The sequence below is a fragment of the Actinomadura harenae genome, from assembly GCF_003696215.1.
In the GTDB taxonomy this organism is placed as follows: Bacteria; Actinomycetota; Actinomycetes; order Streptosporangiales; family Streptosporangiaceae; genus Spirillospora; species Spirillospora harenae.
In genome coordinates this window covers 1-24,532 of the sequence record NZ_RFFG01000068.1, presented here as the reverse complement: position 1 = coordinate 24,532, position 24,532 = coordinate 1, and the positions used below count along the sequence as shown (strand labels likewise).

Annotated in this window: 18 protein-coding genes; 11 read left to right on the top strand and 7 right to left on the bottom strand. The window is 71.6% G+C overall.

What is annotated here, in order from left to right:
• The first annotated feature begins 242 nt into the window (after positions 1-242).
• Positions 243-1,784 (top strand): hypothetical protein, encoded by a 1,542-nt coding sequence (locus EBO15_RS29855; protein WP_199744891.1) that lies wholly within the window; start codon positions 243-245, stop codon positions 1,782-1,784.
• Positions 1,781-3,007, top strand: a complete 1,227-nt coding sequence (locus EBO15_RS29850; RefSeq protein WP_233616522.1) for an ARPP-2 domain-containing protein — start codon at positions 1,781-1,783, stop codon at positions 3,005-3,007. Before EBO15_RS29855 ends, EBO15_RS29850 begins: the two co-directional genes overlap by 4 nt.
• A gap of 98 nt (positions 3,008-3,105) precedes the next feature.
• Here EBO15_RS29850 and EBO15_RS29845 read toward each other — a convergent pair whose 3' ends face one another.
• Positions 3,106-3,921 (bottom strand): PIG-L family deacetylase, encoded by an 816-nt coding sequence (locus tag EBO15_RS29845; protein WP_122197800.1) that lies wholly within the window; start codon positions 3,919-3,921, stop codon positions 3,106-3,108.
• A gap of 115 nt (positions 3,922-4,036) precedes the next feature.
• The gene (locus tag EBO15_RS29840; protein ID WP_122197799.1) at positions 4,037-5,509 is read right to left on the bottom strand and encodes an amino acid permease; all 1,473 of its coding nucleotides are present in this window, start codon (positions 5,507-5,509) and stop codon (positions 4,037-4,039) included.
• A gap of 148 nt (positions 5,510-5,657) precedes the next feature.
• Here EBO15_RS29840 and EBO15_RS29835 point away from each other — a divergent pair, with 148 nt between their 5' ends.
• The 4 genes from EBO15_RS29835 (at position 5,658) to gltX (ending at position 9,297) form a co-directional block, all read left to right on the top strand.
• A complete protein-coding gene (locus EBO15_RS29835; protein ID WP_122197798.1) occupies positions 5,658-6,176 on the top strand; it encodes an HAD domain-containing protein in 519 nt (172 codons plus the stop codon).
• A gap of 96 nt (positions 6,177-6,272) precedes the next feature.
• Positions 6,273-7,034, top strand: coding sequence for an SDR family NAD(P)-dependent oxidoreductase (locus EBO15_RS29830; RefSeq protein ID WP_122197797.1), 762 nt, complete (start codon positions 6,273-6,275; stop codon positions 7,032-7,034).
• 77 nt (positions 7,035-7,111) lie between these two features.
• Entirely contained in the window at positions 7,112-7,693 is a 582-nt protein-coding gene (locus tag EBO15_RS29825) for a TIGR03086 family metal-binding protein (RefSeq protein ID WP_122197796.1), read from the top strand.
• Positions 7,694-7,884: 191 nt separating this feature from the next.
• A complete protein-coding gene (gltX, locus tag EBO15_RS29820) occupies positions 7,885-9,297 on the top strand; it encodes a glutamate--tRNA ligase (protein ID WP_122197795.1) in 1,413 nt (470 codons plus the stop codon).
• 99 nt (positions 9,298-9,396) lie between these two features.
• Here the strand turns inward: gltX and EBO15_RS29815 are convergent, their stop codons facing one another.
• The 3 genes from EBO15_RS29815 to EBO15_RS29805 all read right to left on the bottom strand — a co-directional run bounded on the left by EBO15_RS29815 (position 9,397) and on the right by EBO15_RS29805 (position 15,579).
• Positions 9,397-10,389: an urease accessory protein UreH domain-containing protein gene (locus EBO15_RS29815; RefSeq protein WP_122197794.1), complete on the bottom strand. Its 993-nt coding sequence runs from the start codon at positions 10,387-10,389 to the stop codon at positions 9,397-9,399.
• A 105-nt stretch (positions 10,390-10,494) separates the two neighbouring features.
• Positions 10,495-11,160 (bottom strand): response regulator, encoded by a 666-nt coding sequence (locus EBO15_RS46290; protein WP_122197793.1) that lies wholly within the window; start codon positions 11,158-11,160, stop codon positions 10,495-10,497.
• A 120-nt stretch (positions 11,161-11,280) separates the two neighbouring features.
• Complete coding sequence (locus tag EBO15_RS29805; protein ID WP_122197792.1) at positions 11,281-15,579, bottom strand: HAMP domain-containing protein; 4,299 nt, start codon at positions 15,577-15,579, stop codon at positions 11,281-11,283.
• Between the two features lie 93 nt (positions 15,580-15,672).
• Here EBO15_RS29805 and EBO15_RS29800 point away from each other — a divergent pair, with 93 nt between their 5' ends.
• Genes EBO15_RS29800 through EBO15_RS29790 form a run of 3 tightly spaced genes read left to right on the top strand, consistent with a single transcriptional unit; the run spans position 15,673 to position 18,995 of the window.
• Positions 15,673-18,258 carry a SpoIIE family protein phosphatase gene (locus EBO15_RS29800; protein ID WP_407643392.1) on the top strand — a complete coding sequence of 862 codons (2,586 nt, stop codon included), beginning with the start codon at positions 15,673-15,675 and terminating at the stop codon, positions 18,256-18,258.
• Between the two features lie 30 nt (positions 18,259-18,288).
• Positions 18,289-18,615, top strand: coding sequence for an STAS domain-containing protein (locus tag EBO15_RS29795; RefSeq protein WP_122197791.1), 327 nt, complete (start codon positions 18,289-18,291; stop codon positions 18,613-18,615).
• A complete protein-coding gene (locus EBO15_RS29790) occupies positions 18,615-18,995 on the top strand; it encodes an ATP-binding protein (RefSeq protein WP_122197790.1) in 381 nt (126 codons plus the stop codon). Before EBO15_RS29795 ends, EBO15_RS29790 begins: the two co-directional genes overlap by 1 nt.
• Before the next feature lie 90 nt (positions 18,996-19,085).
• Here the strand turns inward: EBO15_RS29790 and EBO15_RS29785 are convergent, their stop codons facing one another.
• Together EBO15_RS29785 and EBO15_RS29780 are read right to left on the bottom strand one after the other, a co-directional pair.
• Positions 19,086-20,435, bottom strand: a complete 1,350-nt coding sequence (locus EBO15_RS29785; RefSeq protein WP_199744890.1) for a class II 3-deoxy-7-phosphoheptulonate synthase — start codon at positions 20,433-20,435, stop codon at positions 19,086-19,088.
• A 238-nt stretch (positions 20,436-20,673) separates the two neighbouring features.
• Positions 20,674-21,684: a sigma-70 family RNA polymerase sigma factor gene (locus EBO15_RS29780; RefSeq protein ID WP_233616520.1), complete on the bottom strand. Its 1,011-nt coding sequence runs from the start codon at positions 21,682-21,684 to the stop codon at positions 20,674-20,676.
• A gap of 132 nt (positions 21,685-21,816) precedes the next feature.
• Between EBO15_RS29780 and trxA the strand changes: the two genes are divergently transcribed.
• Both trxA and EBO15_RS29770 read left to right on the top strand, forming a co-directional pair.
• On the top strand, positions 21,817-22,170 hold the full coding sequence (gene trxA / locus EBO15_RS29775) for a thioredoxin (RefSeq protein ID WP_122197789.1): 354 nt from the start codon (positions 21,817-21,819) through the stop codon (positions 22,168-22,170).
• A gap of 58 nt (positions 22,171-22,228) precedes the next feature.
• Positions 22,229-23,104 carry a putative RNA methyltransferase gene (locus EBO15_RS29770; RefSeq protein WP_233616519.1) on the top strand — a complete coding sequence of 292 codons (876 nt, stop codon included), beginning with the start codon at positions 22,229-22,231 and terminating at the stop codon, positions 23,102-23,104.
• Positions 23,105-24,532 lie beyond the last annotated feature (1,428 nt).

Sequence of the window (24,532 nt, the reverse complement as noted above, 5' to 3'; positions counted from 1 at the left end):
CCGGTCCTCTCCACGGGTTCTACCGGAGAGTAACAGCGGGTTCTCCCTGGTCGGCGTCCGGGTCGGCCCGTCCGATCGGCGGTCGAACCAACAGAAATCCGGGTGATCCGGATACCGTCCGGTGCTACGGTCTCCCCTGCCGGCCGCGGGACTACGGTGCGACTTCCGGAAACCGCCTTTAATGCGATCATTCGCTGCTCGTGCCCTCACGCCCCGGCCGGCGCCTTCGACCTGGAGCGCCCATGACCGAGACGATCGCCGACCTGGTCGCCTGCGAGGACGTCCTGACCTTCGTCAACGCGGCGATCACCGGGACGGGACAGCGCGAGTTCCACCACGGGGCGTACGAGCAGAGCCTCTCCCTCGGCTTCCTGCACGAGTACATGCAGGTGAACTACCGCGAGCTGTACGCGGCGACGCTGGCCCTGGACATCAACGACCACAACGCGGCGCTGATCGTCCGCGGCCTGCTGACCACCGCGCGCGACGCCGGTGAGGCCCAGCGCCGCCTGGAGGGACGACTCGTCGCGCGCCGCCTGGAGACGCTCCCGCCGCAGCGCGTGTACCGGCTGTTCCGCGCCCTGCGCCGCGACGGCGTCAACAACCGCCGGACCCGCGCGATCATGCGGGACTGGCTCCGCGCCCGCCCCGACCTGGCCTTCGACGCCGTCAAATACCGCAGCGCCCTGAAGGACGCCGTCCGGCACGCCCACCTCGACCCGCGCGCCCTCGTCCCGAATGCCCCCGGGCACGTCCGGGACGAGATCGGATGCCTCCTCTACGGCGCGACCGGCCGGCCGTTCACCACGCCGATCTTCGAGACCTGGCGGCAGGCGCACTACGCGCAGGAAGCGGTCTACAAGCTGCCGTTCACCGTCGCCGAGGGCTTCGCCGCCGCCCACGGCATCCCGCGCAAGCGCTTCCTGGAGCGCGCGGAGAAGAGCATGACCCGGCTGGAGCGCCTCCGCCTTCAGGGACACGCGGGCCAGAACAAGACCACGATCGACATCGACCTCGCGACGGTGTCGCTGACCCGCCTGACCACCTACGTCCTGTCGCTGCCGCTGGACGAGCGGTCGCGTCGTCGCGGCGAGCTGACCGGAGCCCTGCGCGCCGCCGCCCGCCGCGCCGCCGGACCCGAGGCCGGACGCTGGGGACGCGTCGCCGCCGTCCTGGACGACAGCTTCTCCACGGTCGGCTCGGCCGAGAAGCGCCGCCGTCCGCTCGCCGTCGCGCTCGGCGGCCACTTCCTGCTGGAGGCCCTCGCGGGGGAGTACGTCCCGCTCTGGACGTCCGGCCGCGCCGACCCGCTCCTGCTGTACCCGTTCGGGCCGACGCCGCTCGGCACCCGCGTCCTGGACGCCCTCGACACCGCCCCGGACCGCCTCGTGATCATCTCGGACGGCTTCGACAACGCCCCGTCCGGTCTCGCCACCGAGGTCCTGCGCGTCTGGCGGACCCGGCTCGACCCCGGCCGCCGCGTCTCGATCACCCACCTCAACCCGGTCTTCGACGCCGGCGACTTCGACGTGCGGCGGCTCGCCCCGACCGTCCCCACGGCGGGCATCCGTGACGCCGAGGACCTGCTGACCCTCGTCGAGCTGGCCCGCTTCGCCGAGGGCCGCGTCGGCCTGCCCGAACTCCGCGCCCACCTCGACACCCGCGTCGCGGCCTTCCTCGACCCGGCGAAGCCCCGCCCCGCGAAGCCGGTGAGCGAGGCGGAGCCGGTGAGCGAGGCGGAGAACCAGATCGGCGAAGCGACCGCGAAGACGGAGGCGTCGTGAACACCGACCTCCCGCCCGACCCCAACGGGGACACCGCGCCCTGGAGCGGGCCGGGCTGGGTTCGCCGCGCCGGGCTCGTCACCATGCCCGCGCAGACGTGGAACTCGATCCGGCTGGTCCCGCTCGTCCGGGAGACGCCGATCCCAGGGCTGCGGCTCGACCGGCGCGTCTACGACGAGCCGTCCATCGTGGACGTCGGCGATGGCGCTCACTACTTCTCCTACATCCCGCACGCCTTCGTCGCCCGCTGGGAGGACGACGGCGACGGCATGACCGCCTCCTACGGGACGCGCCTGCTGGACCGCGACGACAAGGGCATCGGCCCGGCCGGAATGCCGATCCGGGTCCGCCGCCGGATGGCGCGCCGCCTGGCGGGCGACCGGTTGCGGTTCCTGCCGCTGCACCTGGCCGTCGAGGGCTACCTCGCGCTGCACTTCGGCGGCCCGCAGATCGCGTGGGAGGAATGGTCGAAGCGTGCGGTCACGTCGGGACTGTCCCCCCGCGAGGAGCAGACCTACCTGGGCGCGTTCGTCGGGGGCCTGGCCGACGCGCTGCGGCTCTTCGAGATGCACCCCGGCCAGTGCGGGGCCCTGGTGTACGTCGCGGACGCCTTGGCCAGCGCGTTCGTCGTCCCGCACCCGGACGACTACCGGGCCCTCCACGCGACCCTGATCGAGGACCTGTTCGGCGAGCTCGTCTACCAGTACGGACGTCTCTGGCTGCCCGTCTCCGAGCTGGCCGAGCCGATCGACGAGACCGCCGTCGGCTCCCTCGCCGACCTCCGCGCCGAGGCCGAACGGCGGATGGCCGACTGGGCGGACTTCCATGACGAGCTGATGGCCGAGGAGGTCTTCGACCAAGCCGGACGCCACGAACTCGTGCAGCGGATGCGGGACGTCCGGCTGTACCGGTTCCTTCCGTCGTTCACGCCCGGCCGTCCCAACCACATCGGCGAGCAGATCACCGTGGGCAAGGGGGCCGGACAGCGCCTCGCCTACCTCAAGACGTTCCGGTTGTCCGAAACCCAGATCCGGCGTGGCCATCTGCTGACCAAGCTGGCCGCGCACGACTGGCGGTTCGCCGACACCGCCGCGTCCCTGGGCATCGACCAGGGCGCGCTGGCGCTGCGGATCCAGCGTGCGGGCTTCGGCTACCTCCTGCGCCAGGACGTCCTCGACCACTACAGGGCCGCGGCACGCAGCCGCGGGCGGTCCCGCCGCTGACCCCGGACTCCCACGCCCCGAGCGGCCATGAGCGGTGCGAACACGTAGAAGGCCTGGGCCGCTGTCGCGAGCCCAGGCCTCATACATGAGGACGCGGATCAGTCGTGCAGGCCGGCGAACAGGTCCTGCTCGGGAAGCGGTGAGTCGACCTTGCTGAACCGGCGGACGAACGACTCGGAGCCGAACACCCGCGCCTGCATCTCGTCGGGGAGGCGCAGGAGGAAGATGTTCTCGCCCTGGCTGGCGTGCGCCTCCAGGGCCTTGAGCTTGCGCTCGGCGTAGGGCGCCACGTCCACCACGGTCGTGATCAGCTCGTCCGGGGTGCCGAAGTCGTCCGGGAGCTCGTCGCCGAAGTCGAGCCCGGCCTTCTTGCCCTCCTCGAACATCATCTTGATGCCCGAGCGTGGGACGGCCGTCTCGTAGAACTTGCGCGGGATGCCGGTGCTCTCGGTCGCCGCGATCGCGATCCGGTGGGCCTGGATGTGGTCCGGGTGGCCGTAGTTGCCGTTGTCGTCGTAGGTGATCACGACGTCCGGGCGGTACCGCTCCATCAGCTCGGCGAGCCGGGCCGCCGCGTCATCGAGGGGGATGTTGGCGAAGGCGCGCGGGTCCTCGTTGGTGGACCAGCCGACCATGCCCGAGTCGCGGTAGCCGAGCAGTTCGACGTGCTCGATGCCCAGGATGGCCGTGGACTCGCGCAGCTCGGCCAGCCGGACGCGTGCCACGCCCTCGGCGTCGTGCCCCTCGTCCTGCGGCTTCAGCCCGCCCGCGTCGTCGCCCTGCTCGCCGTTGGTACAGGTCACCAGGACGGCACGGTGGCCCTCGGCGGCGGCCCGCGCCAGCACGCCGCCGGTCCCGAGGACCTCGTCGTCCGGGTGGGCGTGAACCGCCATCAGGGTCAGTGGGTGCTCCATCGTGCGGATACTCCTTGTTGGCTGGGGGACTGCCGCCCGCCCGTGGATCGGGCGGCACCCACTCTACGAGGAGCCTCCGACATAACCCGCTAGTCGAGCACGCCGGCGGAACCCGCTAGTCGAGCACGTCCGCGGAACCGGGGTTGCCGCCCGCGTTCACCCGGCGGCGGACGAGGAACCAGCCCGCGACCAGGGCGGCGATGATCAGCGGGACGGCCAGCACCGTCCGGTGCCCCTCGCCGTCGAAGTCGAACCACATGAGCACCACGACCGCGGCCAGGAACGCCAGCGTGACGATCTCGGTGTACGGGGAGCCGGGCAGCCGGTAGGACGGCCGGTCCAGCTCGCCGCGGCGGCACTTCCGCACGAACAGCAGGTGCGAGATCATGATCATCGCCCAGGTGCCGAGGATGCCGATCGCGGCCAGGTTCAGCACGATCTCGAACGCGTCCTTGGGCACCCACGCGTTCAGCCCGACACCGAGCACGCAGACGACCGAGGTCATCAGGATGCCGCCGTAGGGCACCTGGTGGCGGCTCATCCGGGTGGTGAAGCGCGGGGCCGAGCCTGCGGCGCCGAGCGAGCGCAGGATCCGGCCGGTCGAGTACAGCCCGGAGTTCAGGCTGGACAGCGCGGCGGTCAGCACGATCAGGTTCATGACGTCGCCCGCGGCGGGCACGCCCAGCTTGGACAGGACGGTCACGAACGGGCTGACGCCGTCCTCGTACACGTTGTACGGCAGCAGCATCGCCAGGATCACGACGGATCCGACGTAGAACAGCAGGATCCGCCAGACGATCGAGTTGATCGCCTTCGGCATGATCTTCGCGGGGTTCTCGGTCTCGCCCGCCGCGACGCCGACCAGCTCGGTGGAGGCGTAGGCGAACACCACGCCCTGGATGACCACCAGCATGGGCAGCACGCCCATCGGGAAGAGCCCGCCGTGGTCGAGCATCAGGCTCGGCCCGGACTCGTAGCCGCCGACCTTGTGCCCGGTCGCGAGCAGGACGATCCCGATGACCAGGAACGAGACCAGCGCGCCGACCTTGACGATGGACGCCCAGAACTCGAACTCGCCGAAGAACCTGACCGAGACCAGGTTCACGGTGAGGACGACCGCGAGGGCGATCAGCGCCAGAACCCACTGCGGGATGGTCGTGAACGCCTTCCAGTAATGCATGTAGAGGGCGATCGCGGTGATGTCGACGATTCCGGTGGTGCTCCAGTTGAGGAAGTGCATCCACCCGGCGACGTACGCGCCCTTCTCGCCCATGAACTCGCGCGAGTACGACACGAACGAGCCCGAGGACGGCCGGTGCAGGACCAGTTCGCCCAGCGCCCGGACGACCATGAACGCGAAGAAGCCGCAGACGGCGTAGGCGATGGCGAGGGACGGTCCGGCGTTGTGGAGCCGTCCGCCGGCGCCGAGGAACAGCCCGGTCCCGATCGCGCCGCCGATGGCGATCATGTTCACGTGCCGGGTCTGGAGGCTCTTGCGGTAGCCCTCGTCGCCGGCGTCGACGATCGTGCCGCGATCGGGCGGCGACGCCGCGGTGGACGGGGACGTCCGGAGGTCCTGCTCGCTCACGCTTCGTTGCCGCCTTTCCACGGGATGTGCTCGGTCACGGCCCGGTGCAGTTTCGGTCAGCAGACCGAAACTGTCAAAACGCTGTCCCAAAATCGGGTGATCAAACGGGATATGGATCACCACGGGCCACGCGTCGTACCGTTCGGGAATGAGCCCTCCGCTGGTGCTGGTCGACGTCGACGGCGTGCTGAACCCGTTCCGCCGTCCTCACCGGCGTTTCCGCCACCACCGGGTGCACCCGGACGGACAGAGCTTCCGCGTCTGGCTGGACGCCCGCCACGGCCGGATGCTCCGCGCCCTCGCCGCCGAGGGCGGCGCCGAGCTCGCCTGGGCGACCTACTGGGAGGACGAGGCGAACCAGTGGATCGGGCCACGGCTCGGCCTCCCGCGGCTCCCGTTCGTCCCGGTGCCGGCGTTCCCCGGCGTCGAGGAGGGGCGCAGCCTCGGCGCCTGGAAGGCCCGCCACGTCGCCGCCTGGACCGGAGGGCGCGCCTTCGTCTGGTTCGAGGACCAGGCGGACGCCGCCGAGACCCTCGCGGGCACGCCCGGCGTCGGTGATCACCTGCTCGTCCGGGTCGATCCTGTGACCGGTCTCACCCCCGAACACTTCGAGGAGGCCGCCGCCTGGCTGACCGGCCGTCGGCCCGGGCCGCCCGCCGACCGGTGATCGCCCCCGTGCCGGAAGGCTCTTATGCGGGCGCCCCGATCCGTGCAGGATGAGGAAGGCCGCCCAGGACGCGGCCGCCCAGCACATGGAGGATCGATGAGCGCTCTCGCCGGACGCGTCGCCCTGGTCACCGGGGGAAGCCGGGGGATCGGCAGGGCCATCGCCCTGGCTCTCGCCGAGGACGGCGCGGACGTGGCCCTCGCCTACCGCCGCGACGAGGACGCCGCCCGCAAGACCGTCTCCGACCTCGCCGAACTGGGCGTGGAGGGCCGCGCCTACCGCGCCTCCGTGGACGCGCGGGACGACTGCGAGCGCCTCGCCTCCGACGTCGCCTCGGACCTCGGACGCCTCGACATCCTCGTCCACAGCGCCGGGATCGCCAGCCGCGGCAACACGGTCGCGGACACCGACCCGGCCGAGGTCGTCCGTCTGATGAACGTTCACGCGATCGGCCCGCACCACCTCACCCGCGCCCTGCTGCCGCTGCTCCGCGCCGCCGGCCGCTCGGACGTGATCTTCGTGTCGAGCGTGATCACCGGCGTGTTCCCGCCGTTCAGCGCCCCCTACGCCATGGGCAAGGCCGCCATGGAGGCCCTCGCGCACACCCTCGCCAAGGAGGAGCGCGCCCACGGCATGCACGTCAACATCGTCGCCCCCGGCCTCGTGGACACCGAGATGGGGCAGCGCCTCGTGCGCGCCACGATGGGCGTCGAGGACATCCGCCGGCAGGACGCCATGTCCCCGTACGGCCACGTGTGCTCGCCTGAGGAGGTCGCGAACGTCGTCCGCTTCCTGGTCTCGGACGCGGCGTCCTATGTCACCGACCAGCGCGTCGTGGTCGACGGCGGCACCTTCTGAACCCGGCCCGGAAGACTGGCGCGTTTCTCCAAGACCGCGGCCGGATCAGGGGCTAGGGTCTCCGCATGGTCGAACAAATGATCGAAGGACGTGCCTGGTTCGGTCCCGCGACGGAGGCGATCGTCGCGCTGCTCCGCCAGGTCCCCGACGACCGGCTGGACGCCCCGGCGCCCTGCTCCGACTGGGACGTCCGCACCACCGTCAACCACGTGATCTTCTGGAACGGGCGGGCCGCCACCGCGGCCGCCAAGCGGAAGCCCGTCGGCCCGGAGGAGGACCACGACTTCACCGCCGAGCCCGGCTGGGCCGACCGGTTCGCCGAGCAGGCCGCCGCCACCGCCCGCGCCTGGGACGACGCCGACGCCTGGACCGGCAACACCAGCCTCAGCGGCGCCGAGCCCGGCATGCCCGCGCCCACGATCGGGTCGATGGTGATCGGGGAGTGCGTCGTCCACGGCTGGGACATCGCGACCGCCCTCGGACTGGAGCCGGACTTCGATCCGGGCCTCGTCCAGTACGCCTACGACGGACTCGTGGGGATCGCCGACATGGGCCGCAAGCACGGGGCGTTCGGGCCGGAGGTCGCCGTCCCCGAGGACGCGCCCCTGCTGGACCGCCTGATCGGCATGTCCGGCCGCGACCCGAACTGGAAGCCCTGACGCCACATCGGCACCCGTCCCGCGCCTGACGCCCCACCGCGCCGGACGCGCCACGCACGCCCGAAGTCCACGCAGTCCGGGGGCCGAAACCCCTGGGCGCGTCCGGAAATCCCTGAGAACGCGTCAGGAAGGCCCGTGCCGCGCGGGTCGCGGTGCGCGAGCGGGGCCCGGAGCGCTCTACGCTGTTGGGCATGTCTTCCGCGTCTTCGATCCGAGTACGTTTCGCGCCCTCGCCCACCGGCATGTTCCACGTGGGCGGGGCCCGGTCAGCCCTGTTCAACTGGGTGATGGCCAAGCAGTCGGGTGGGACGCTCGTGCTGCGGATCGAGGACACCGACGCCTCCCGCAACAGCCCCGAATGGACCGAGGGAATCATCCGCGCGCTGGCGTGGCTCGGCATGGACGGCGGCGAGTACGAGGGCCCCTACTTCCAGTCCGCCAACGCCGACAAGCACGCCGAGGCCGCCGCCACGCTGCGCGAGCAGGGCCGCGCCTACTACTGCGACTGCACCCGCGAGCAGATCGTCGAGCGCACCGGCGACTCGCACATGGGCTACGACGGCTTCTGCCGCGACCGCGGCCTCGAGCCGGGTCCGGGCCGCGCACTGCGGTTCCGCACCCCGGACGAGGGCGAGACCGTCGTCGTCGACCTGCTGCGCGGCAAGCCGGTCTTCAAGAACTCCGCCCTGGAGGACTTCGTCGTCGCCCGCGCCAACGGCTCGGTCACGTTCCTGCTGGCCAACACCGTGGACGACATGAGCCAGGGCATCACCCACGTGGTGCGCGGCGAGGAGCACCTGTCCAACGCGCCCAAGCAGCAGCTGCTGTGGGACGCCCTCGGCGGCACCCCGCCGGTCTGGGCGCACGTCCCGGTCATCGTCAACGAGAAGCGGCAGAAGCTGTCCAAGCGCCGCGACAAGGTCGCGCTCGAGGACTACCGCGACGAGGGCTACCTCGCCGAGGCCATGCGCAACTACCTGATGCTGCTCGGCTGGGCCCCGTCCGGCGACCGCGAGATCGTCCCCTGGGACGTCATCGTCGACGAGTTCCACATCGACGACGTCAACGCCTCGCCCGCGTTCTTCGACGTGAAGAAGCTGCGCGCGATCAACGGCGACTACATCCGGATGCTGCCGGTGGAGAAGTTCGTCGCCGCCTGCCTGCCGTTCCTGGAGCGCACGCCGTTCGAGGTCGACATGGCGGTGTTCGACCAGCTCGCGCCGCTGGCGCAGACCCGGGTCGCGGTGCTGTCGGAGATCGAGCAGATGATCGACTTCGCCTTCCTGCCCGAGCCGCCGTTCGACGAGCAGTCGTGGAAGAAGGCCATGAAGGAGCCCGCGGCGCAGATCCTCGCGGACACCGCCGAGGCGTACCGGGACGCGCCGTGGAAGGCCGACGAGCTCAAGGAGCGGCTCGAGGCGGTCGGCGCGGCCCACGGCCTGAAGCTCGGCAAGACCCAGGCCCCGGTCCGCGTCGCGGTCACCGGACGCACCGTCGGCCTCCCGCTGTTCGAGTCGCTGGAGATCCTCGGCCGCGAGCGGACTCTCGAGCGGATCGCCGCGGCCCACGCCCGCCTCACCAGCGAGGCGTCCGCCTCCGAGTGAGCCCCGAGGCGTCCGCCCGCTGAGCGGTCGACGAGGCGTCCGCCTCCGCGTGACCGGTGAGGCGGGCGCCTCCGCGCGACCCGCCCGCCCCTGGCGGGGTCACCTGAAGGTGATCTCGCCAGGGGAGTGGCCGGACGCGCAGACGTAGCGCATCCGTCCGGCCTTCGGCACGCCGAGGTCGACGCGCGTGTCACCGGTGACCGGCAGCACCACGTCCTGGTTCCGGCCGGGGATCGTGAAGGCCCGCGTGTGGCCGTGGGTGTTGCTCGTCCGCAGCACGAGCACGGTGTGGACGCCCGCGCGGGCCGTGAGCGCGGCGGGCCGGTACCCCTCGTCCAGCGCGTACACCGTGATCAGCTGCGTCCCGGACGCGTCGGTCGACACGAACCGGGCGGACGCGGCGGCGGTGGCCTCGGCGCCGCCGGACGGCAGCCATCCGCCGAGGCGCAGCCCGGACAGCAGCGTCCAGCCCGCGACCCCGAGCAGCGCCACGGCCACCAGGGCCGTCAGCCGTCCGCGCAGCAGCGTCAGCGCCCGTCCGACGGTCACCCCGACGAGCCCGAACAGCGGCGCGGTCCCCAGCACGAACCCGGCCATCACGGCCGCCCCGCCGAACGGCGACCGCGACGACACCGCGAGCAGCTCGGCCGTCAACGTCAGCGCGCACGGCACGAGGACGGTCGCCGCCCCGAGCGCGACCGGACGACGCGTCCGCGCGGAGGAGGTCGTCGGCGGCGCGCAGTGCGCGTCCTCGGCGGCATCGCCCTTCGGAGCCCTCCGCAACAGGCGCCTGACCGGCGCGAAGCCCACCAGGTCGAGCGCGAACAGCACCATCAGCACGGCCGCGCCGACGAGCAGCACCGCACGGATCCGCGGGCCGGGCTCCACCGCCGACCCGGCCAGCCCCAACAGCGCGCCGAGCACCGCGTGCGTGACGAGCTTGGACGACAGGAACACCGCGACGGGCCGGACGGCCCGCGCCTCGCCCCGTACGGCACCCGTCAGCAGTCCCAGCTGCACGGCGGCGCACGTTGTCCCGCCCGCGATCAGTCCGGTGCCGAATCCCGTGGCGAACAGCGCGGCGGCGTCCATGGCCTCACCTCCGCAGCGGGATCGTCCCCGAGGCCGATCCCGCTGACGCGTCATGGTTGGTGACCTCTACGTCACCAAATGGGTGTTATGGCGGTACTTGCCCGTCTAGGGATGTTCGGCGGGGAACTCCGAAGAGTCCGCGCCGGGCATCCCACCGGGCACGGCACCGGCGCCGGGCGTGGCGTTGAGGGCGATCGCGGCGTCGGCGAGACCGCGTTCCAGCTCCACCACCTCCGGGCGCAGGGCCTCGGAGACCTGGTCGCGCAGCCGGGCCGCCCGGTCGCGGGCGATCGCGATCCGCTGCGCGGCCGGGCCCGGCGACGGCGTCGCCCGCAGCAGCGCGGCCTGGTCGCGCAGCAGCGCCGCCTGCTCCCTGAGCTGCCGGTTCTTGTTGTGCAGCTCCACGAACACCGACACCTTCGCGCGCAGCACCCACGGGTCGAACGGCTTGGAGATGAAGTCCACCGCGCCCGCCGCGTAGCCGCGGAAGGCGTAGTCCGGGTCGCTGTCGACCGCGGTGAGGAAGATGATCGGCAGGTCGCGGGTCTTCTTGCGCCGCTTGATGTCCCGGGCCGTCTCGAACCCGTCCATGCCGGGCATGATCACGTCCAGCAGGATCACCGCGTACTCGTCGGTGAGCAGCGCCTTCAGCGCCTCCTCACCGGAACGGGCCCGGACCAGGTCCTGGTCGAGGGAGCTGAGGATCGCCTCGAGTGCGACGAGGTTCTCCTCCCGGTCGTCCACGAGCAGGATCTTCGCCTTGTCGTCCACGCCTTGCCTTCCCTTTGCGGCACCTGCCGTTGTGCTGGGGCGGCCGCCGAAGCGCCCTGCCGCGCCACCCGGCCGGAACCGGCCGCCGGGGGGCGGTGCCGGGTGCGCCGGGGCGCGGCGTCAGCCGATGACCGAGCGGCCGAGCCAGACCCGCATGACCTCCAGCAGGCGGTCGACGTCGACGGGCTTCGGCACGTAGTCCGACGCCCCCGCGGCGAGGCTCGCCTCCCGGTCGCCCTTCATCACCTTGGCCGTGATCACGATGATCGGCAAGTCCGCGAACTGCGGCATCTCGCGGATCGCGGCGGTGGTGGCGTACCCGTCGAGGCCCGGCATCATCACGTCCATCAGGACGAGCGCGACGTCCGGGTTGCGGTGCAGCAGGTCGATGCCGGCCTGCCCGTCCTCGGCGTAGAACACCTCCATCCCGTACCCCTCGAGCACGCTGGTCAGGGCGAACACGTTGCGGACGTCGTCGTCGACGATGAGCACCTTGCGGCCCGCGAGGATGGTGTCGGTGAAGTCGGTGGGCGGCTCCGACAGCAGGCCCGCGATGCCCGTGCCGCCGTCGTCGCCCGGCACCGAGTCCGACGTCCCGGAGGCGTTCCCGTTGGCGCCGTTCTTGGCGCCTCCGTTGGCCGACTCGGCGGGCGCGAGCGCCGGGACGAGCAGGTCCGGGACGGACGCGCCGTCCCCGCCGCCGCCCCCGATGAGCACCGGGTCGACCGGGGACAGCTCGGGCGCGGGGGACGCCGCCCCCTCCAGCGGGACGGCCGGACGCCGCCGCCCGTCCGGCTCGGCGTAGTGCGCGGGCAGGTACAGCGTGAACACGCTCCCCTTGCCCGGCTCGCTGCGGACCTGGATCTCCCCGCCGAGCAGCCGCGCGATGTTCCGGCTGATCGACAGGCCGAGCCCGGTGCCGCCGTAGCGCCGGTTGGTGGTGCCGTCCGCCTGCGTGAACGGCTCGAAGATCACCTGGAGCTTGTCCGCGCTCACCCCGATCCCGGTGTCCATCACGCGGAACGCCAGCACGTTCGGGGTCTGCCACAGCGAGGCCAGCGCGAACTCGGTGTCCCCGGCGGGCTCGATGGCCAGCTTCACCTGCCCCTCGGCGGTGAACTTCACCGCGTTGGACAGCAGGTTCCGCAGCACCTGCTGGAGCCGCTGCTCGTCGGTGAACAGCGTCTCCGGGACGCCCTGCGCGACCTCGACCCCGAACTCCAGCCCCTTGTCGACCGACAGCGGACGGAACGCCGCCTCCACATAGTCGACCAGCGCCGACACGGGCAGCCGCTGCGGGTGCAGCTCCATCTTGCCCGCCTCCACCTTGGCCAGGTCGAGGATGTCGTTGATGAGCTCCAGCAGGTCGGTGCCCGAGTCGTGGATCGTGCGGGCGAACTCCACCTGCTTGTCGGTGAGGTTGCCGCCCGGGTTCTCCGACAGGAGCTTGGCGAGCACCAGCAGGCTGTTCAGCGGCGTCCGCAGCTCGTGCGACATGTTCGCCAGGAACTCCGACTTGTACCGCGACGACACCGCGAGCTGCTCGGCGCGCTCCTCCAGCGTCCGCCGGGCCTGCTCGATCTGGAAGTTCTGGATCTCGATCGCCCGGTTCTGCTGGGCGAGCAGCGCCGCCTTCTCCTCCAGCTCGGTGTTGGAGTGCCGCAGCTCGCCCTGCTGCCGCTGGAGCTCGTCCGACCGCTCCTGGAGCTCCTGCGCGAGCCGCTGCGACTCCGTCAGCAGCGCCTCGGTCCGGGTGTTGGCCCGGATCGCGTTCAGCGTCACCCCGATCGTCTCGATGAGCTGGGTGAAGAACGCCAGGTGGACGTCGGTGAAGCGGGAGAACGAGGCGAGCTCGATCGCGCCCAGCACCTCGTCCTCGAACACGATCGGCAGCACGATCACGTTCGCCGGGGACGCCTCGCCCAGCCCCGAGCCGATCTTCACGTAGTCGGCCGGGGCACCCGCGATCAGCACCGTCCGGCGCTCCAGCGCGGCCTGCCCGACCAGGCCCTCACCGGGCTGGAACCGGACCCCGCGCAGCCGCTCCCGCGGGATCCCGTACCCGGCGATCAGCACCAGCTCGCGTTCGCCCGGCTGCCCCTCGGCCAGGTAGAACGCGCCGTACTGGGCGCTGGCGGTCGGGGTCAGCTCGTTCATGATGAGGTTCGCGACCTGGTAGAGGTCGCGGTGCCCCTGCATGAGCCCGCCGATCCGGGCCAGGTTGGTCTTGAGCCAGTCCTGCTCCTCGTTCGCGCGGGTCGTCTCGCGCAGCGTCGTGACCATCAGGTTCACGTTGTCGGACAGCTCGGCGACCTCGCCGCGCGCCTCCACCGTGATCGTCCGGGTCAGGTCGCCGCGCGCCACCGCGCTCGCCACCTCGCCGATCGCCCGCACCTGCGTCGTCAGGTTGGACGCCAGCTCGTTCACGCTCTCGGTCAGCCGCTTCCACGTGCCCGACACGCCCTCGACCTCGGCCTGCCCGCCGAGCCGTCCCTCCGTGCCGACCTCGCGGGCGACGCGGGTGACCTCGGAGGCGAACGACGACAGCGTGTCCACCATCGTGTTCAGCGTCGTCTTCAGCGACAGGATCTCGCCCTGCGCGTCCACGTCGATCCGCTTGGTCAGGTCGCCGTCGGCCACCGCCGTCGCCACCTGCGCGATGTTGCGGACCTGGTAGGTCAGGTTGGACGCCATGCCGTTGACGTTGTCGGTCAGGTCCTTCCACATGCCGCCCGCGCCGGGCACGCTCGCCTGTCCGCCGAGGCGTCCTTCGGTGCCGACCTCGCGGGCGACGCGGGTCACTTCGTTGGCGAAGGCCGACAGGGTGTCGACCATGGTGTTGATGGTGTCCTTGAGCTGGAGGATCTCGCCCTGCGCGCCGACGGTGATCTTCTTGGTGAGGTCGCCGTGCGCGACCGCCGTCGTGACCTGCGCGATCCCGCGCACCTGGACGGTCAGGTTGTTCGCCATCGAGTTGACGTTGTCGGTGAGGTCCTTCCAGATCCCCGACACCCCGTGCACCTTCGCCTGTCCGCCGAGGCGTCCTTCGGTGCCGACCTCGCGGGCGACGCGCGTGACCTCGTTGGCGAAGGCCGACAGGGTGTCGACCATGGTGTTGATGGTGTCCTTGAGCTGGAGGATCTCGCCCTGCGCGTCCACGGTGATCTTCTTGGTGAGGTCGCCCCCCGCGACCGCCGTCGTCACCTGCGCGATGTTGCGGACCTGGTAGGTCAGGTTGGACGCCATGCCGTTGACGTTGCTGGTCAGGTCCTTCCAGACGCCGCTCACGCCCGGCACCCGCGCCTGCCCGCCGAGGCGTCCCTCGGTGCCGACCTCGCGCGCGACGCGCGTGACCTCGTCGGCGAACGCCGACAGCGTGTCCACCATCTGGTTCACCGTCGACTTCAGCTGCAGGATCTCGCCCTGCGCGCCGACGGTGATCTTCTTGGTGAGGTCGCCGTCCGCGACCGCCGTCGTGACCTGCGCGATGTTGCGGACCTGGCTCGTCAGGTTGTTCGCCATCGCGTTCACGTTGTCGGTGAGGTCCTTCCAGACCCCCGACACCCCGTGCACCTTCGCCTGCCCGCCCAGCTGCCCCTCGGTGCCGACCTCGCGGGCGACGCGGGTCACCTCGTCGGCGAACGCCGACAGCGTGTCCACCATCTGGTTCACGGTGAGCTTCAGCTCCTGGAGCTCACCGGCCGCCTCGACCGTCACCTTCCGGGTCAGGTCGCCGCGCGCCACCGCGGTCGTCACCTCGGCGATGTCGCGGACCTGGCTGGTCAGCCGGTCGGCCATCACGTTCACGGCGGTGGTCACGTCCCGCCAGCGTCCCGCCATGCCCCGCGCGGACGCCTTGCCCCCGAGCCGCCCCTCGGTGCCGACCTCCCGGGCGAACTGCGTGACCTCCCAGGTGAACTGGTCGAGCAGCTCGACCATCGCGTTCACCGACTTGGCCATCCGCAGCAGCTCGCCCCGCATCGGACGGCCCCCCGCGCGCAGCTCGACCCGCTGGGTCAGGTCGCCCTTGGCGACCGCCTCCACCACCTTGTACATGCCGTTGGCGAGGTCGGTCAGCTTGTCCAGGATGGCGTTGGAGTCCTCCACGGCGCCGGCCCACGAGCCGCGCAGCGTGCCCGGCGTGAGCCGGCCCCGCAGCTGCCCGTCGCGTCCGATCTCGCGGCGCACCCGGGCCAGCCCGGAGGCGACCTGGTGGCCGTTGTCGCGGATCTGGTCCAGCACCGCCATGGCCTCGGCGACGGCGCCCTCGCCGGTCACCTCGACGGGCGTGCGCAGCCTGCCGTCCCGGACGGCCGCCAGGGCCCGCAGCAGCGGTTCCAGGTCGGCGTCGCTGTACCGCGGGGTGGTGTCGCGCGAGACACCGTCACCCGCTCGGGATCGCGTGGCGCTACGGGGCATCAGTTCATCCTCCTGGCCGACGGGTGCCCGCTGGCTCGGGCGCCTCGTCCGGCCCGCATCTGTACTCTACGTCGCCACTGGCTCGGCGGCCGTGTGCCGGAACCCTCCTCCCGGCCGGTCCGCGGCACCGCCCCGCGATGCCGCCACGGGCGACCGCACCCGCCCCCCACAGGCTTCGTGTTACGGTCTGTCCCGGCGCGAGCACGGCGGACGGTCCCGGCGCCCGGCTGGTCGAGCCAGTCTGTCACGGCGGCCGGACTCGGATGTGCGGCCGGACTGAGAAGTGACGACGAGCGAGGGACGGCATTGGATCGGCACACGGCGGCGGCCACCTTCCCGTCCGCTGCGGCCTCCGTGGCGGAAGCCCGCCGCTTCGTCCAGCGGACCCTCCGCGAGTGGGGGCTCTCCGACGCCGCCGACGACGCGGTGCTGGCGACGAGCGAGCTCGCCACGAACGCGATCGCCTACGCGGGCACCGCCTTCGACGTGATCTGCAGCCTCACCGACGACGAGATCCAGATCGAGGTCCGCGACCGGCACCCCACCCGGACGCCGGTGATGCCCGGCGTGACCGCCGCGAGCGGCCGCGGCCTGCCGTCGATCGCCCGGCTCGCCGCGTCCTGGGGCGTCGACTACGACCACGAGAGCAAGGGCATCTGGTTCCGGCTGACCCGCCCAGGGCCTGAGCCGGAGGAGCCCCCGACGGACGACTTCGCCCGCCGTCCGGGCTTCCCGGTGCGTCCCGACCCGGCGGGGACCGACGCGACGACGTCCGCCGCTCCCTCGGCCGGACGCCCCGGACGGACCCCCGCCGACCCCGGCTGGGGCGCCCCCGAGGTCGACCCGGCCACCGCCCGCCGTCCGGCGGGCGGCCCCGGCGCACCGAACGGAAGCCGTTCCCATCACACGGACGGCACCGCCGCGGCGCGGGCCGCCGTCCACAAGCCCGCACGCGGCTCCGGAGCGCCCACGGTGCGGCGTTCCGAGCCGCCCGCGCTGCCCGCGGCGAGCGACCGGCTCCTGCGCACCCCCGCGGGCGTGGAGTCCCTGGAGGACGCGCTCTCCTCCGTCCGCGACCTGCTCCACGCCGAAGGCGCGGCCGTCCTCCTCACCGAACGCGACGGCACCCTCGTCGTCGCCGCGTCCGCGGGCCTGACGACCGAACCCGGCCCGGACGAGCTGTCGGTCGTCAACCTCGGCCCCGACGCACGCGCCGGAGCCCCCTGGATCGCCGCCGACGCCTCCGACCCGGTCGCCGCCGCGCTCCGCGCCCGCTCCATGGCCGCCGCGCCCCTGGAGAGCCAGGGCCGCCTCACCGGCCTGGTCGTCGCGGTGTCCGCCGAGCCGGGCCGGTTCGACCCCGCCGACGCCGCCCGCCTGGGCCGCATCGCCGAGGAGATGGCGCTCTCCCTGGAGAAGGCGCGCGTCGGGGAGCTGGAACGGTCCTGGCGCGGCTGGCTCAGCTTCGTCGCCGAGGCCAGCGACCTGCTCGCCGGCACGCTCGACCAGGAGCGCACCATGGCCCTGGTCGCCCAGCTCGTCGTGCCCCGCCTCGCGACCTGGTGCGCCGTCTACACCGACACCGACGCGGGACCACCCGCCCTCGCCTACGTCTGGCACGCCGACGAGACCCGCGCCGACGCCCTGCGCGCCCAACTCGACCGCGCCGCGCAGGGCCCCCGCCCGGACACTCCCGGCCCCTGGTACGGCCTCGCCGAGGTCACCGGCCCGGACGTGGCGGGCACCGTGTTCGCCTTCCCGCTCGTCGCCCGCGGCCGCCGCATCGGCGCCCTCGTCATCGGCCGTCCGGTGGGGGACCGGTTCCCGCGCAGCGCCATCGAGCTCGCCGAGGAGCTGAGCCGCCGCGCCGCCCTCGCCGTCGACAACGCCCGCCTGTACTCGGCGCAGACCGCCATGAGCAGCGCCCTCCAGCGCAGCCTGCTGCCACCGGACGTCCCCGACATCCCCGGCCTGGAGGTCGCGGTCGTCTACGAACCCGCGGGGGAGGGCAGCGAGGTCGGCGGCGACTTCTACGACGTGTTCGAATGCCCCGAGCGGGAGGGCGGCCCCGGCGGCCCGCCCGTCACCGGCCCGGTGGACCGCTGGCGGTTCGCGATCGGCGACGTGTGCGGCACCGGCCCGCAGGCCGCCGCCGTCACCGGCCTCGCCCGGCACGCGCTGCGCATCCTCGCCGCCGAGGAACTGCCGGTGCCCGGTGTTCTGGCCCGGCTGAACCGGCTGATCCTCGGCGAGGGCGAACGCGGGCGCCTGCTCACCCTCCTGCACGGCGAGATCACTCCGCGGCCCGGCCGGGACGGCGTGACCATCGCCCTGACCAGCGCCGGGCACCCTCCGGCCCTGATCCTCGACCCGGACGGCACGGTTCACGAGGTCGGCACCGCGCAGCCGCTCCTCGGCGTCTTCGACGACGTCGACTTCCACGCCGACACCGTCGAACTGCGCCGCGGGCAGGTCCTGCTCTGCGTCACCGACGGCGTGACCGAACGCCGGCACGGCGGGCGGCTGCTCGGCGACGACGCCGGCCTGGAACGGCTCCTCGCCGGATGCGCGGGGCTCAGCGCGGGCGCCGTCGCCGCGCGGATCCAGCGCGTCGTCCGTGATTTCGGCCCTGAGCCCTCCAACGACGACGTCGCGCTCATCGTCCTGCGCGCGTCATGATGAGAACGGCTATCGGTAAGGTGGTGTGGCGTGGGTCTGGCCTTGCACACGACACGAGGTGACGGCCGCGCGACGATCGCCGCGCGCGGCTCCATCGACCTGCACTCCTCCGACGAGCTGCGGGCCCGGTTGACCGAGCTGCTCGACGCCGGAGAGCGCGCCGTGGTGGTCGACCTCACCGCCGTGGACTTCTGCGACTCGTCCGGGCTGAACGTGCTCGTGCGCGCCTACAAGCACGCCCGCGCCCAGAACGCCTCGCTGACCGTCACCGGTGCCTACGGACGGGTCGAGAACGTCCTGCGCACCACGGGCCTGGACCGGTTCCTCATCGGTGGGGCCGAAGAGGGAGTGGGTTGATGACCGGAGTTGTGACCGAGACCACCCTGCGCGCCGCGCCGCAGACCGAGGCCGTGGAGTACGCGCGCCGCCTCGCCGCCCGCACCATGCGCACCTGGGCGCTCATGGAACGCGAGGAGCTCGTCACCGCGATCGTCGCCGAACTGGTCGCCAATGCCGTCCGGCACGCGGGGACGGCCCTGGAGCTGCGCCTCCAGCGCACCGCCGGACGCGTCCGCGTCGAGGTCCGCGACCGCGCCAGCCAGCTGCCGCGCCTCACCGTCCCCGGCCCCCTGGACGAGTCGCACCGCGGCCTGTTCATCGTCGACCGCTTCGCCACCGCCTGGGGCGCCGAACCCGTCACCGGCGGCAAGGTCGTCTGGGCCGAGGTCGCCCTCTAGAACGCGCGCTCAGAAGAGCACGAACGGAGAAGGGGGACGCGGCGACCGCGTCCCCCTTCTCCGTTCGCTCTTCTTTCTTCGCTCCTGGGTTCAGGAGGTCTTGCGGTACAGCTCCGCGACCATGAACGCCAGGTCGAGCGACTGCCCGCGGTTCAGGCGCGGGTCACAGGCCGTCTCGTAACGCTGCGGCAGATCCGACTCGTCGATCTCGTCCCCGCCGCCGACGCACTCGGTGACGTCGTCGCCCGTGAACTCGATGTGGATGCCGCCGGGGTGGGTGCCGAGCGACCGGTGCACCGCGAAGAACCCGGCCACCTCGTCCAGCACGTCGGTCAGCCGGCGCGTCTTGTGCCCGGTCGGAGCCTCGAAGGTGTTCCCGTGCATCGGGTCGCACACCCACGCGACCGGCGAGCCGTTGCGGCTCACCTTCTCCACCAGCGGCGGCAGCGCGTCCCGGATCCGGTCGGCGCCCATCCGCGTGATGAACGTCAGCCGCCCCGGCTCGCCGTGCGGGTTCAGCTTGTCCATCAGCGCCAGGGCGTCGTCGGCCGTCGTCGTCGGGCCGAGCTTCACCCCGATCGGGTTGTGGATGTGCCGCAGGAACTCCACGTGCGCGCCGTCCAGCTGCCGGGTCCGCTCGCCCAGCCACAGGAAGTGCGCCGACACGTCGTACGGGGACCCCGTGCGGCTGTCGATGCGGGTCAGCGCCCGCTCGTACTCCAGGATCAGCGCCTCGTGGCTGGAGTACAGCTCCACGCCGTGGAACTCGTCCGGGTTCGCGCCGCACGCCTTCATGAACGTCAGCGCCCGGTCGATCTCGCCCGCGAGCTGCTCGTACCGCCGTCCGGCCGGGCTCTGCGCCACGAAGTCCTGGTTCCAGGCGTGAACCTGCCGCAGGTCCGCGTACCCGCCCTTGGTGAACGCCCGGGTCAGGTTCAGTGTCACCGACGACGAGAAGTACGCCTGCAGCAGCCGCCGCGGGTCGTTGCGCCGCGCGTCGGCGGAGAAGGCCAGGCCGTTGACCGCGTCCCCGCGGTAGGCGGGCAGCTCCACGCCGCCGCGCACCTCCACGGGCTTGGACCGGGGCTTGGCGAACTGGCCCGCCATCCGCCCGATCTTCACCACCGGCACGCTGGCCGCGTAGGTGAGCACCACGGCCATCTGGAGGAGGGTCTTGAGCTTGTTGCGGACGTCGTCGGCGGTCGCCCCCGCGAACGTCTCCGCGCAGTCGCCGCCCTGAAGGACGAACGCGCGCCCGTGAGTCACCTCGGAGAGCTGGTTCTTGAGCTGGTCGCACTCGCCCGCGAACACCAGCGGGGGCTGCTTGGCGAGTTCGGCCGTCACGGCCGCGACCTCGGCCGGGTCGTCCCACATGGGCTGCTGCAGTGCCGGGAGGCCGCGCCAGGCGTCCAGCTCCCCCGTGACGCTAGATGTACTCACAGTGGACAAGGCTAGGGCACCTGAGGGCCGCCGGTACTAGCAGGACCACGCAGTCGGCATGAATCCGACACCTGGTGGCAACAGGACGGACACCGGAAAGGCGACGGGACGGGCGCCGGAATGGCCACGGGACCGGTGCCGGGAAAGGCGAACGCCGCCGCGAGGGGGTTCGCGACGGCGTCCGGCAGGTCTTCGGACCAGGGCTGCGGGGGTCCGGGGCTGCGGGGGCTACGGAGGGTCAGGCGGCCCGGACGCGGGAACGCGGATCCACCGGGTGGGGGATCGCACGTTCCTTGGTGGCGGTCAGGGTGCGCGCCGCGGGCTCGTGCTCGGTCGCCATCTGCCGCAACCGGCGCAGCGAACGGTCGGTGATCTGGCGCACACGGTTGTGGCTCAGCCCGTACCGCGCGCCGATCTGCGCGTACGACAGCGGCTGGCCGTTGTCCATGCCGAAACGCGCGCGCAGGATCGCCGACTCACGCTCGGGCAACCGCTCCAGCATGCGGCCGAGACCCTCCAGGTCGTCCAGCGCCACGACCTCCGCCTCGGGCGTCACGGCCTCCGGGTCCTGCAGCAGATCGCCCATGGCGGTCTCGCCAGCGTCGTCGACCGTCGCGTCCAGGCTGGCCGGGTCGCGCCGCCAGCTCAGCAACTCGTCCACGTGTTCCGGGTCGGCGCCCACGGTCTGCGCCAGCTCCTCGCGGGTGGGCTCACGGCCCAGCTCACGGCTCAGCTGACGCTCCGCGCGCCGCAACCGGGACAGCTCCTCCTCCACGTGGACGGGCAGCCGGATCGTGCGGGCGGTGTGACTCAGCCCACGTCCGATCGCCTGCCGGATCCACCACGTCGCGTACGTCGAGAACTTGAACCCACGTCGATAGTCGAACTTCTCCACCGCGCGCATCAACCCGAGGTTGCCCTCCTGGATGAGGTCGATGAGCGGTAGCGAGTCCGTGGGGTACTTGCGGGCGATGGAAACGACCAGGCGGAGGTTGGCCTCGACGAAGCGCTGCTTGGCACGCAGCCCCGCCTCGACCAGCTCCTCAAGCTCCTCGGGCGCGGTACCGGAGGGCACGCGGCCCTCCTCGAGCAGCTGCTCGGCGTAGAGCCCGCCCTCGATCGCCTTCGCCAGGTCGACCTCCTCCACCGCGTCCAGCAGCGGGGTGCGACCGATCCGGTCGAGATACGCCCCGACGAGGTCCTTGTCGGGGGTGTCGACCCTGTCGCCCTTGTTACGGGTTGCAGCCATCCTGACCCTTCTCCGGTGCGATCTCCCTAAGAGGAGAACGCTAATTACCGCCCTGTGATTCCCGACTTGGGAATACTTCGGTGGTGTACGCCGCTCTACCTGACCTGATACCCGGACCGAGGAGAAAACGACATGGCGACGGTCACACTGACCGCTGAGAACTTCGACGAGGTCGCCAAGGGCGACGGCATCGTCCTGGTCGACTTCTGGGCAGCCTGGTGCGGACCGTGCCGCATGTTCGCCCCCGTGTACGAGAAGTCCGCTGAGAAGCACGACGACATCACCTTCGCCAAGGTGGACACCGAAGCCGAGCCCGAGCTGTCCCAGCGCTTCGGGATCTCCTCGATCCCCACGCTCATGGCGATCCGCGACGGCGTGATCGTGTTCGCTGAGCCGGGCGCGCTGCCCGAGCAGGCACTGGAAAGCGTCATCCAGCAGGTCGAGGGCCTGGACATGGAGGACGTCCGGCGCCGCCTCAAGGGCTGACGCACACCGTCCCTTCCGGCCGCCCCACCACGGGGCGGCCGGACGTCGTACACGCGGGATGCACGATGATGGACGGGTGCTCGCCGACGTCGTCGAATACCTGACCTGCCCCGTGTGCGGACAACCCCTCGCACAGGACGACCGAGGGCTGCGCTGCCCCGAACGGCACAGCTTCGACGTCGCCAAGCAGGGCTACGCGAACCTGCTCCCCGGCAACGCCCGTCCCGGCACCGCCGACACCCCCGAGATGGTCCGTGCGCGCGACGCGTTCCTGACCGCAGGACACTTCGCCCCCATGGCCAAGGCACTGGCACACCTGGTGCCGACCCCACTCGATGAACCGGACGCACACCACGGTTGCCTCCTCGACGCGGGCGCCGGCACCGGCTACTACCTGAGCACCGTCCTGGACGGACCCCAGTGGCAGAAGACCCCCGGCCTCGCCCTGGACATCTCCAAGCACGCCGCCCGACGCGCGGCTCGTGCGCACCCGCGCATAGGCGCGATCGTCGCGGACCTTTGGCGTCCGCTCCCCGTCGCGGACGGATCGGCGCTCGCCATCCTCAACGTCTTCGCACCCAGGAACGCCGGTGAGTTCCACCGCGTCCTCCACCCGGACGGCTCGCTCGTCGTGGTCACACCGTCCAGCCGGCACATGGGCCCCCTCGTGGACGCCCTCGGCCTCCTCAAGGTGGACGAGCAGAAGTCGGAACGCACCGACGCCACCCTCGCCGACCACTTCGACCTCGTCTCACGCGACGAGCTGGAGTTCGAGGCGTCCCTCGCGCACGAGGAGATCCTGACTCTCGTAGGCATGGGCCCGAGCGCGCACCACATCCCGGCCGACGTCCTCGCCGAGAGACTCAGCGCGCTACCCGACCCGCATCCGGTGCCGCTGTCGTTCGTGCTCTCGCACTTCCGCCGCAAGCCCTAGCCCGGGCCACCGGCCCCGACACCTCGAGCACGACCTGCGGAACGTCCCCAGGAGTGAGCAGCGGCCGCAACCCCTGCTCGTCCACGACCTCGTACATGAACGAAACCGAGGCCGACCGCACCGACGCGTCCAGCAGAACCCGTTGCAGGGCCTGCCCCGTGCGCACCCACGAGCCGGGCCCATCTCCTCGAGTGCTCAGCACCGCCTGCCGGGTAGCGCTGCCGCCTCTCGCCGAGAGCAGATGGAACGTGACGCCCTCCAACCGAGCGGCCTCAGCAAGACCGTTCAGGAACGGCGCGGTCGGCGGGCCCGCCAAGCCCGACCGGCGCCCAGCCGACGGACGCATGGTCGCCGCATAGAGAAGCCGTTCAGCCCGTGCGGTGCGATGTCCCCGCGTCACGCGCACGCGCGCGATCAGAGTCGGATCGTCTTGATCGGGAAGCAGCCGGACGACCGTCCCATGGCCGAGCTGCGCTGCGGCGAGCCTCAGATTCACCAAGGCCGCTCCGCACCCGAGGTGAAGCCCCCGGCCGTGAGGATCGTCCATGGCCCGGAAACAGGCCGGATCCGCGCGAACCTCGATCCCGTCGCCCGAAGGCCGGAACCGCCACGCCCGCACACCATGAACAGAGGGCCCCACGGTCGCGGCCACCACCAGGTGAGAGGCCGACGTCGACCGTCCGCCGGCGGCGCTGAGGAACGGGTACACGCTGCGCTCCCTCCAGCCACCCGGACGAGGTGAGCCGAACCGTACCGCACGCTCACCTGCCGTCCCCAGGCCCGGAGACCAAGATCCTCAGGCGCCGATTTGACCATGCTCCAGGCGCCTCCTAGAGTTCTCATCACCCGAGGGGATGCGGGACGCCGACACCGGCGGACGGCCCTGGGGGAACCGGATCTGGAAATCGGTTCGAGTCAGTCTCGGACCTGATGTACGATGGTCCGGTCAGCCTGAAACGGGATGCAGAACGCCGAAGCGGCGGTCGGCCCGGCAGGCACACCACGAGGTAAAAACGTCAGCCGACTTCGGTCCGGCCGGTGTTTGACGCCCGTGACTCGGAAGAACTCGCGAGTTAATCGGTTCTTACAGACCGATTTGACAGACGAAAGAAACCGAGTAAGATTGAAGGGTTGCCCCGGAGTGAAGCCCGCGAGAGCGGGTGGAGCACGGTGGGTGTCCGTTTCTTGAGAACTCAACAGCGTGACAAAAGCCAGTGCCTTTATAGATCAGGCAATGCCTGATCACCCCGTGCACGTGGATCTTCGGATTCGGGTGCGGGGATTTCTTTGAGGCAAATGCGATCCCTTTCGGGGGGTTGTTTTGCTGGGATCTTCGGATTCCTCTTTCGGGTTTGGCGGGTTCCGGGTTCGCCCCTGGTTCCTGTCGTTTGGACCTTGATGGAGAGTTTGATCCTGGCTCAGGACGAA

Coding starts and splice junctions, on each gene's coding strand:
- EBO15_RS29855 (WP_199744891.1), top strand. CDS start 243: ATGACCGAGACGATCGCCGACCTGGTCGCCTGCGAGGACGTCCTGACC.
- EBO15_RS29845 (WP_122197800.1), bottom strand. CDS start 3,921: ATGGAGCACCCACTGACCCTGATGGCGGTTCACGCCCACCCGGACGAC.
- EBO15_RS29835 (WP_122197798.1), top strand. CDS start 5,658: ATGAGCCCTCCGCTGGTGCTGGTCGACGTCGACGGCGTGCTGAACCCG.
- EBO15_RS29830 (WP_122197797.1), top strand. CDS start 6,273: ATGAGCGCTCTCGCCGGACGCGTCGCCCTGGTCACCGGGGGAAGCCGG.
- EBO15_RS29825 (WP_122197796.1), top strand. CDS start 7,112: ATGATCGAAGGACGTGCCTGGTTCGGTCCCGCGACGGAGGCGATCGTC.
- gltX (WP_122197795.1), top strand. CDS start 7,885: ATGTCTTCCGCGTCTTCGATCCGAGTACGTTTCGCGCCCTCGCCCACC.
- EBO15_RS29815 (WP_122197794.1), bottom strand. CDS start 10,389: ATGGACGCCGCCGCGCTGTTCGCCACGGGATTCGGCACCGGACTGATC.
- EBO15_RS29805 (WP_122197792.1), bottom strand. CDS start 15,579: ATGCCCCGTAGCGCCACGCGATCCCGAGCGGGTGACGGTGTCTCGCGC.
- EBO15_RS29790 (WP_122197790.1), top strand. CDS start 18,615: ATGACCGGAGTTGTGACCGAGACCACCCTGCGCGCCGCGCCGCAGACC.
- EBO15_RS29780 (WP_233616520.1), bottom strand. CDS start 21,684: ATGGCTGCAACCCGTAACAAGGGCGACAGGGTCGACACCCCCGACAAG.
- trxA (WP_122197789.1), top strand. CDS start 21,817: ATGGCGACGGTCACACTGACCGCTGAGAACTTCGACGAGGTCGCCAAG.
- EBO15_RS29770 (WP_233616519.1), top strand. CDS start 22,229: ATGCACGATGATGGACGGGTGCTCGCCGACGTCGTCGAATACCTGACC.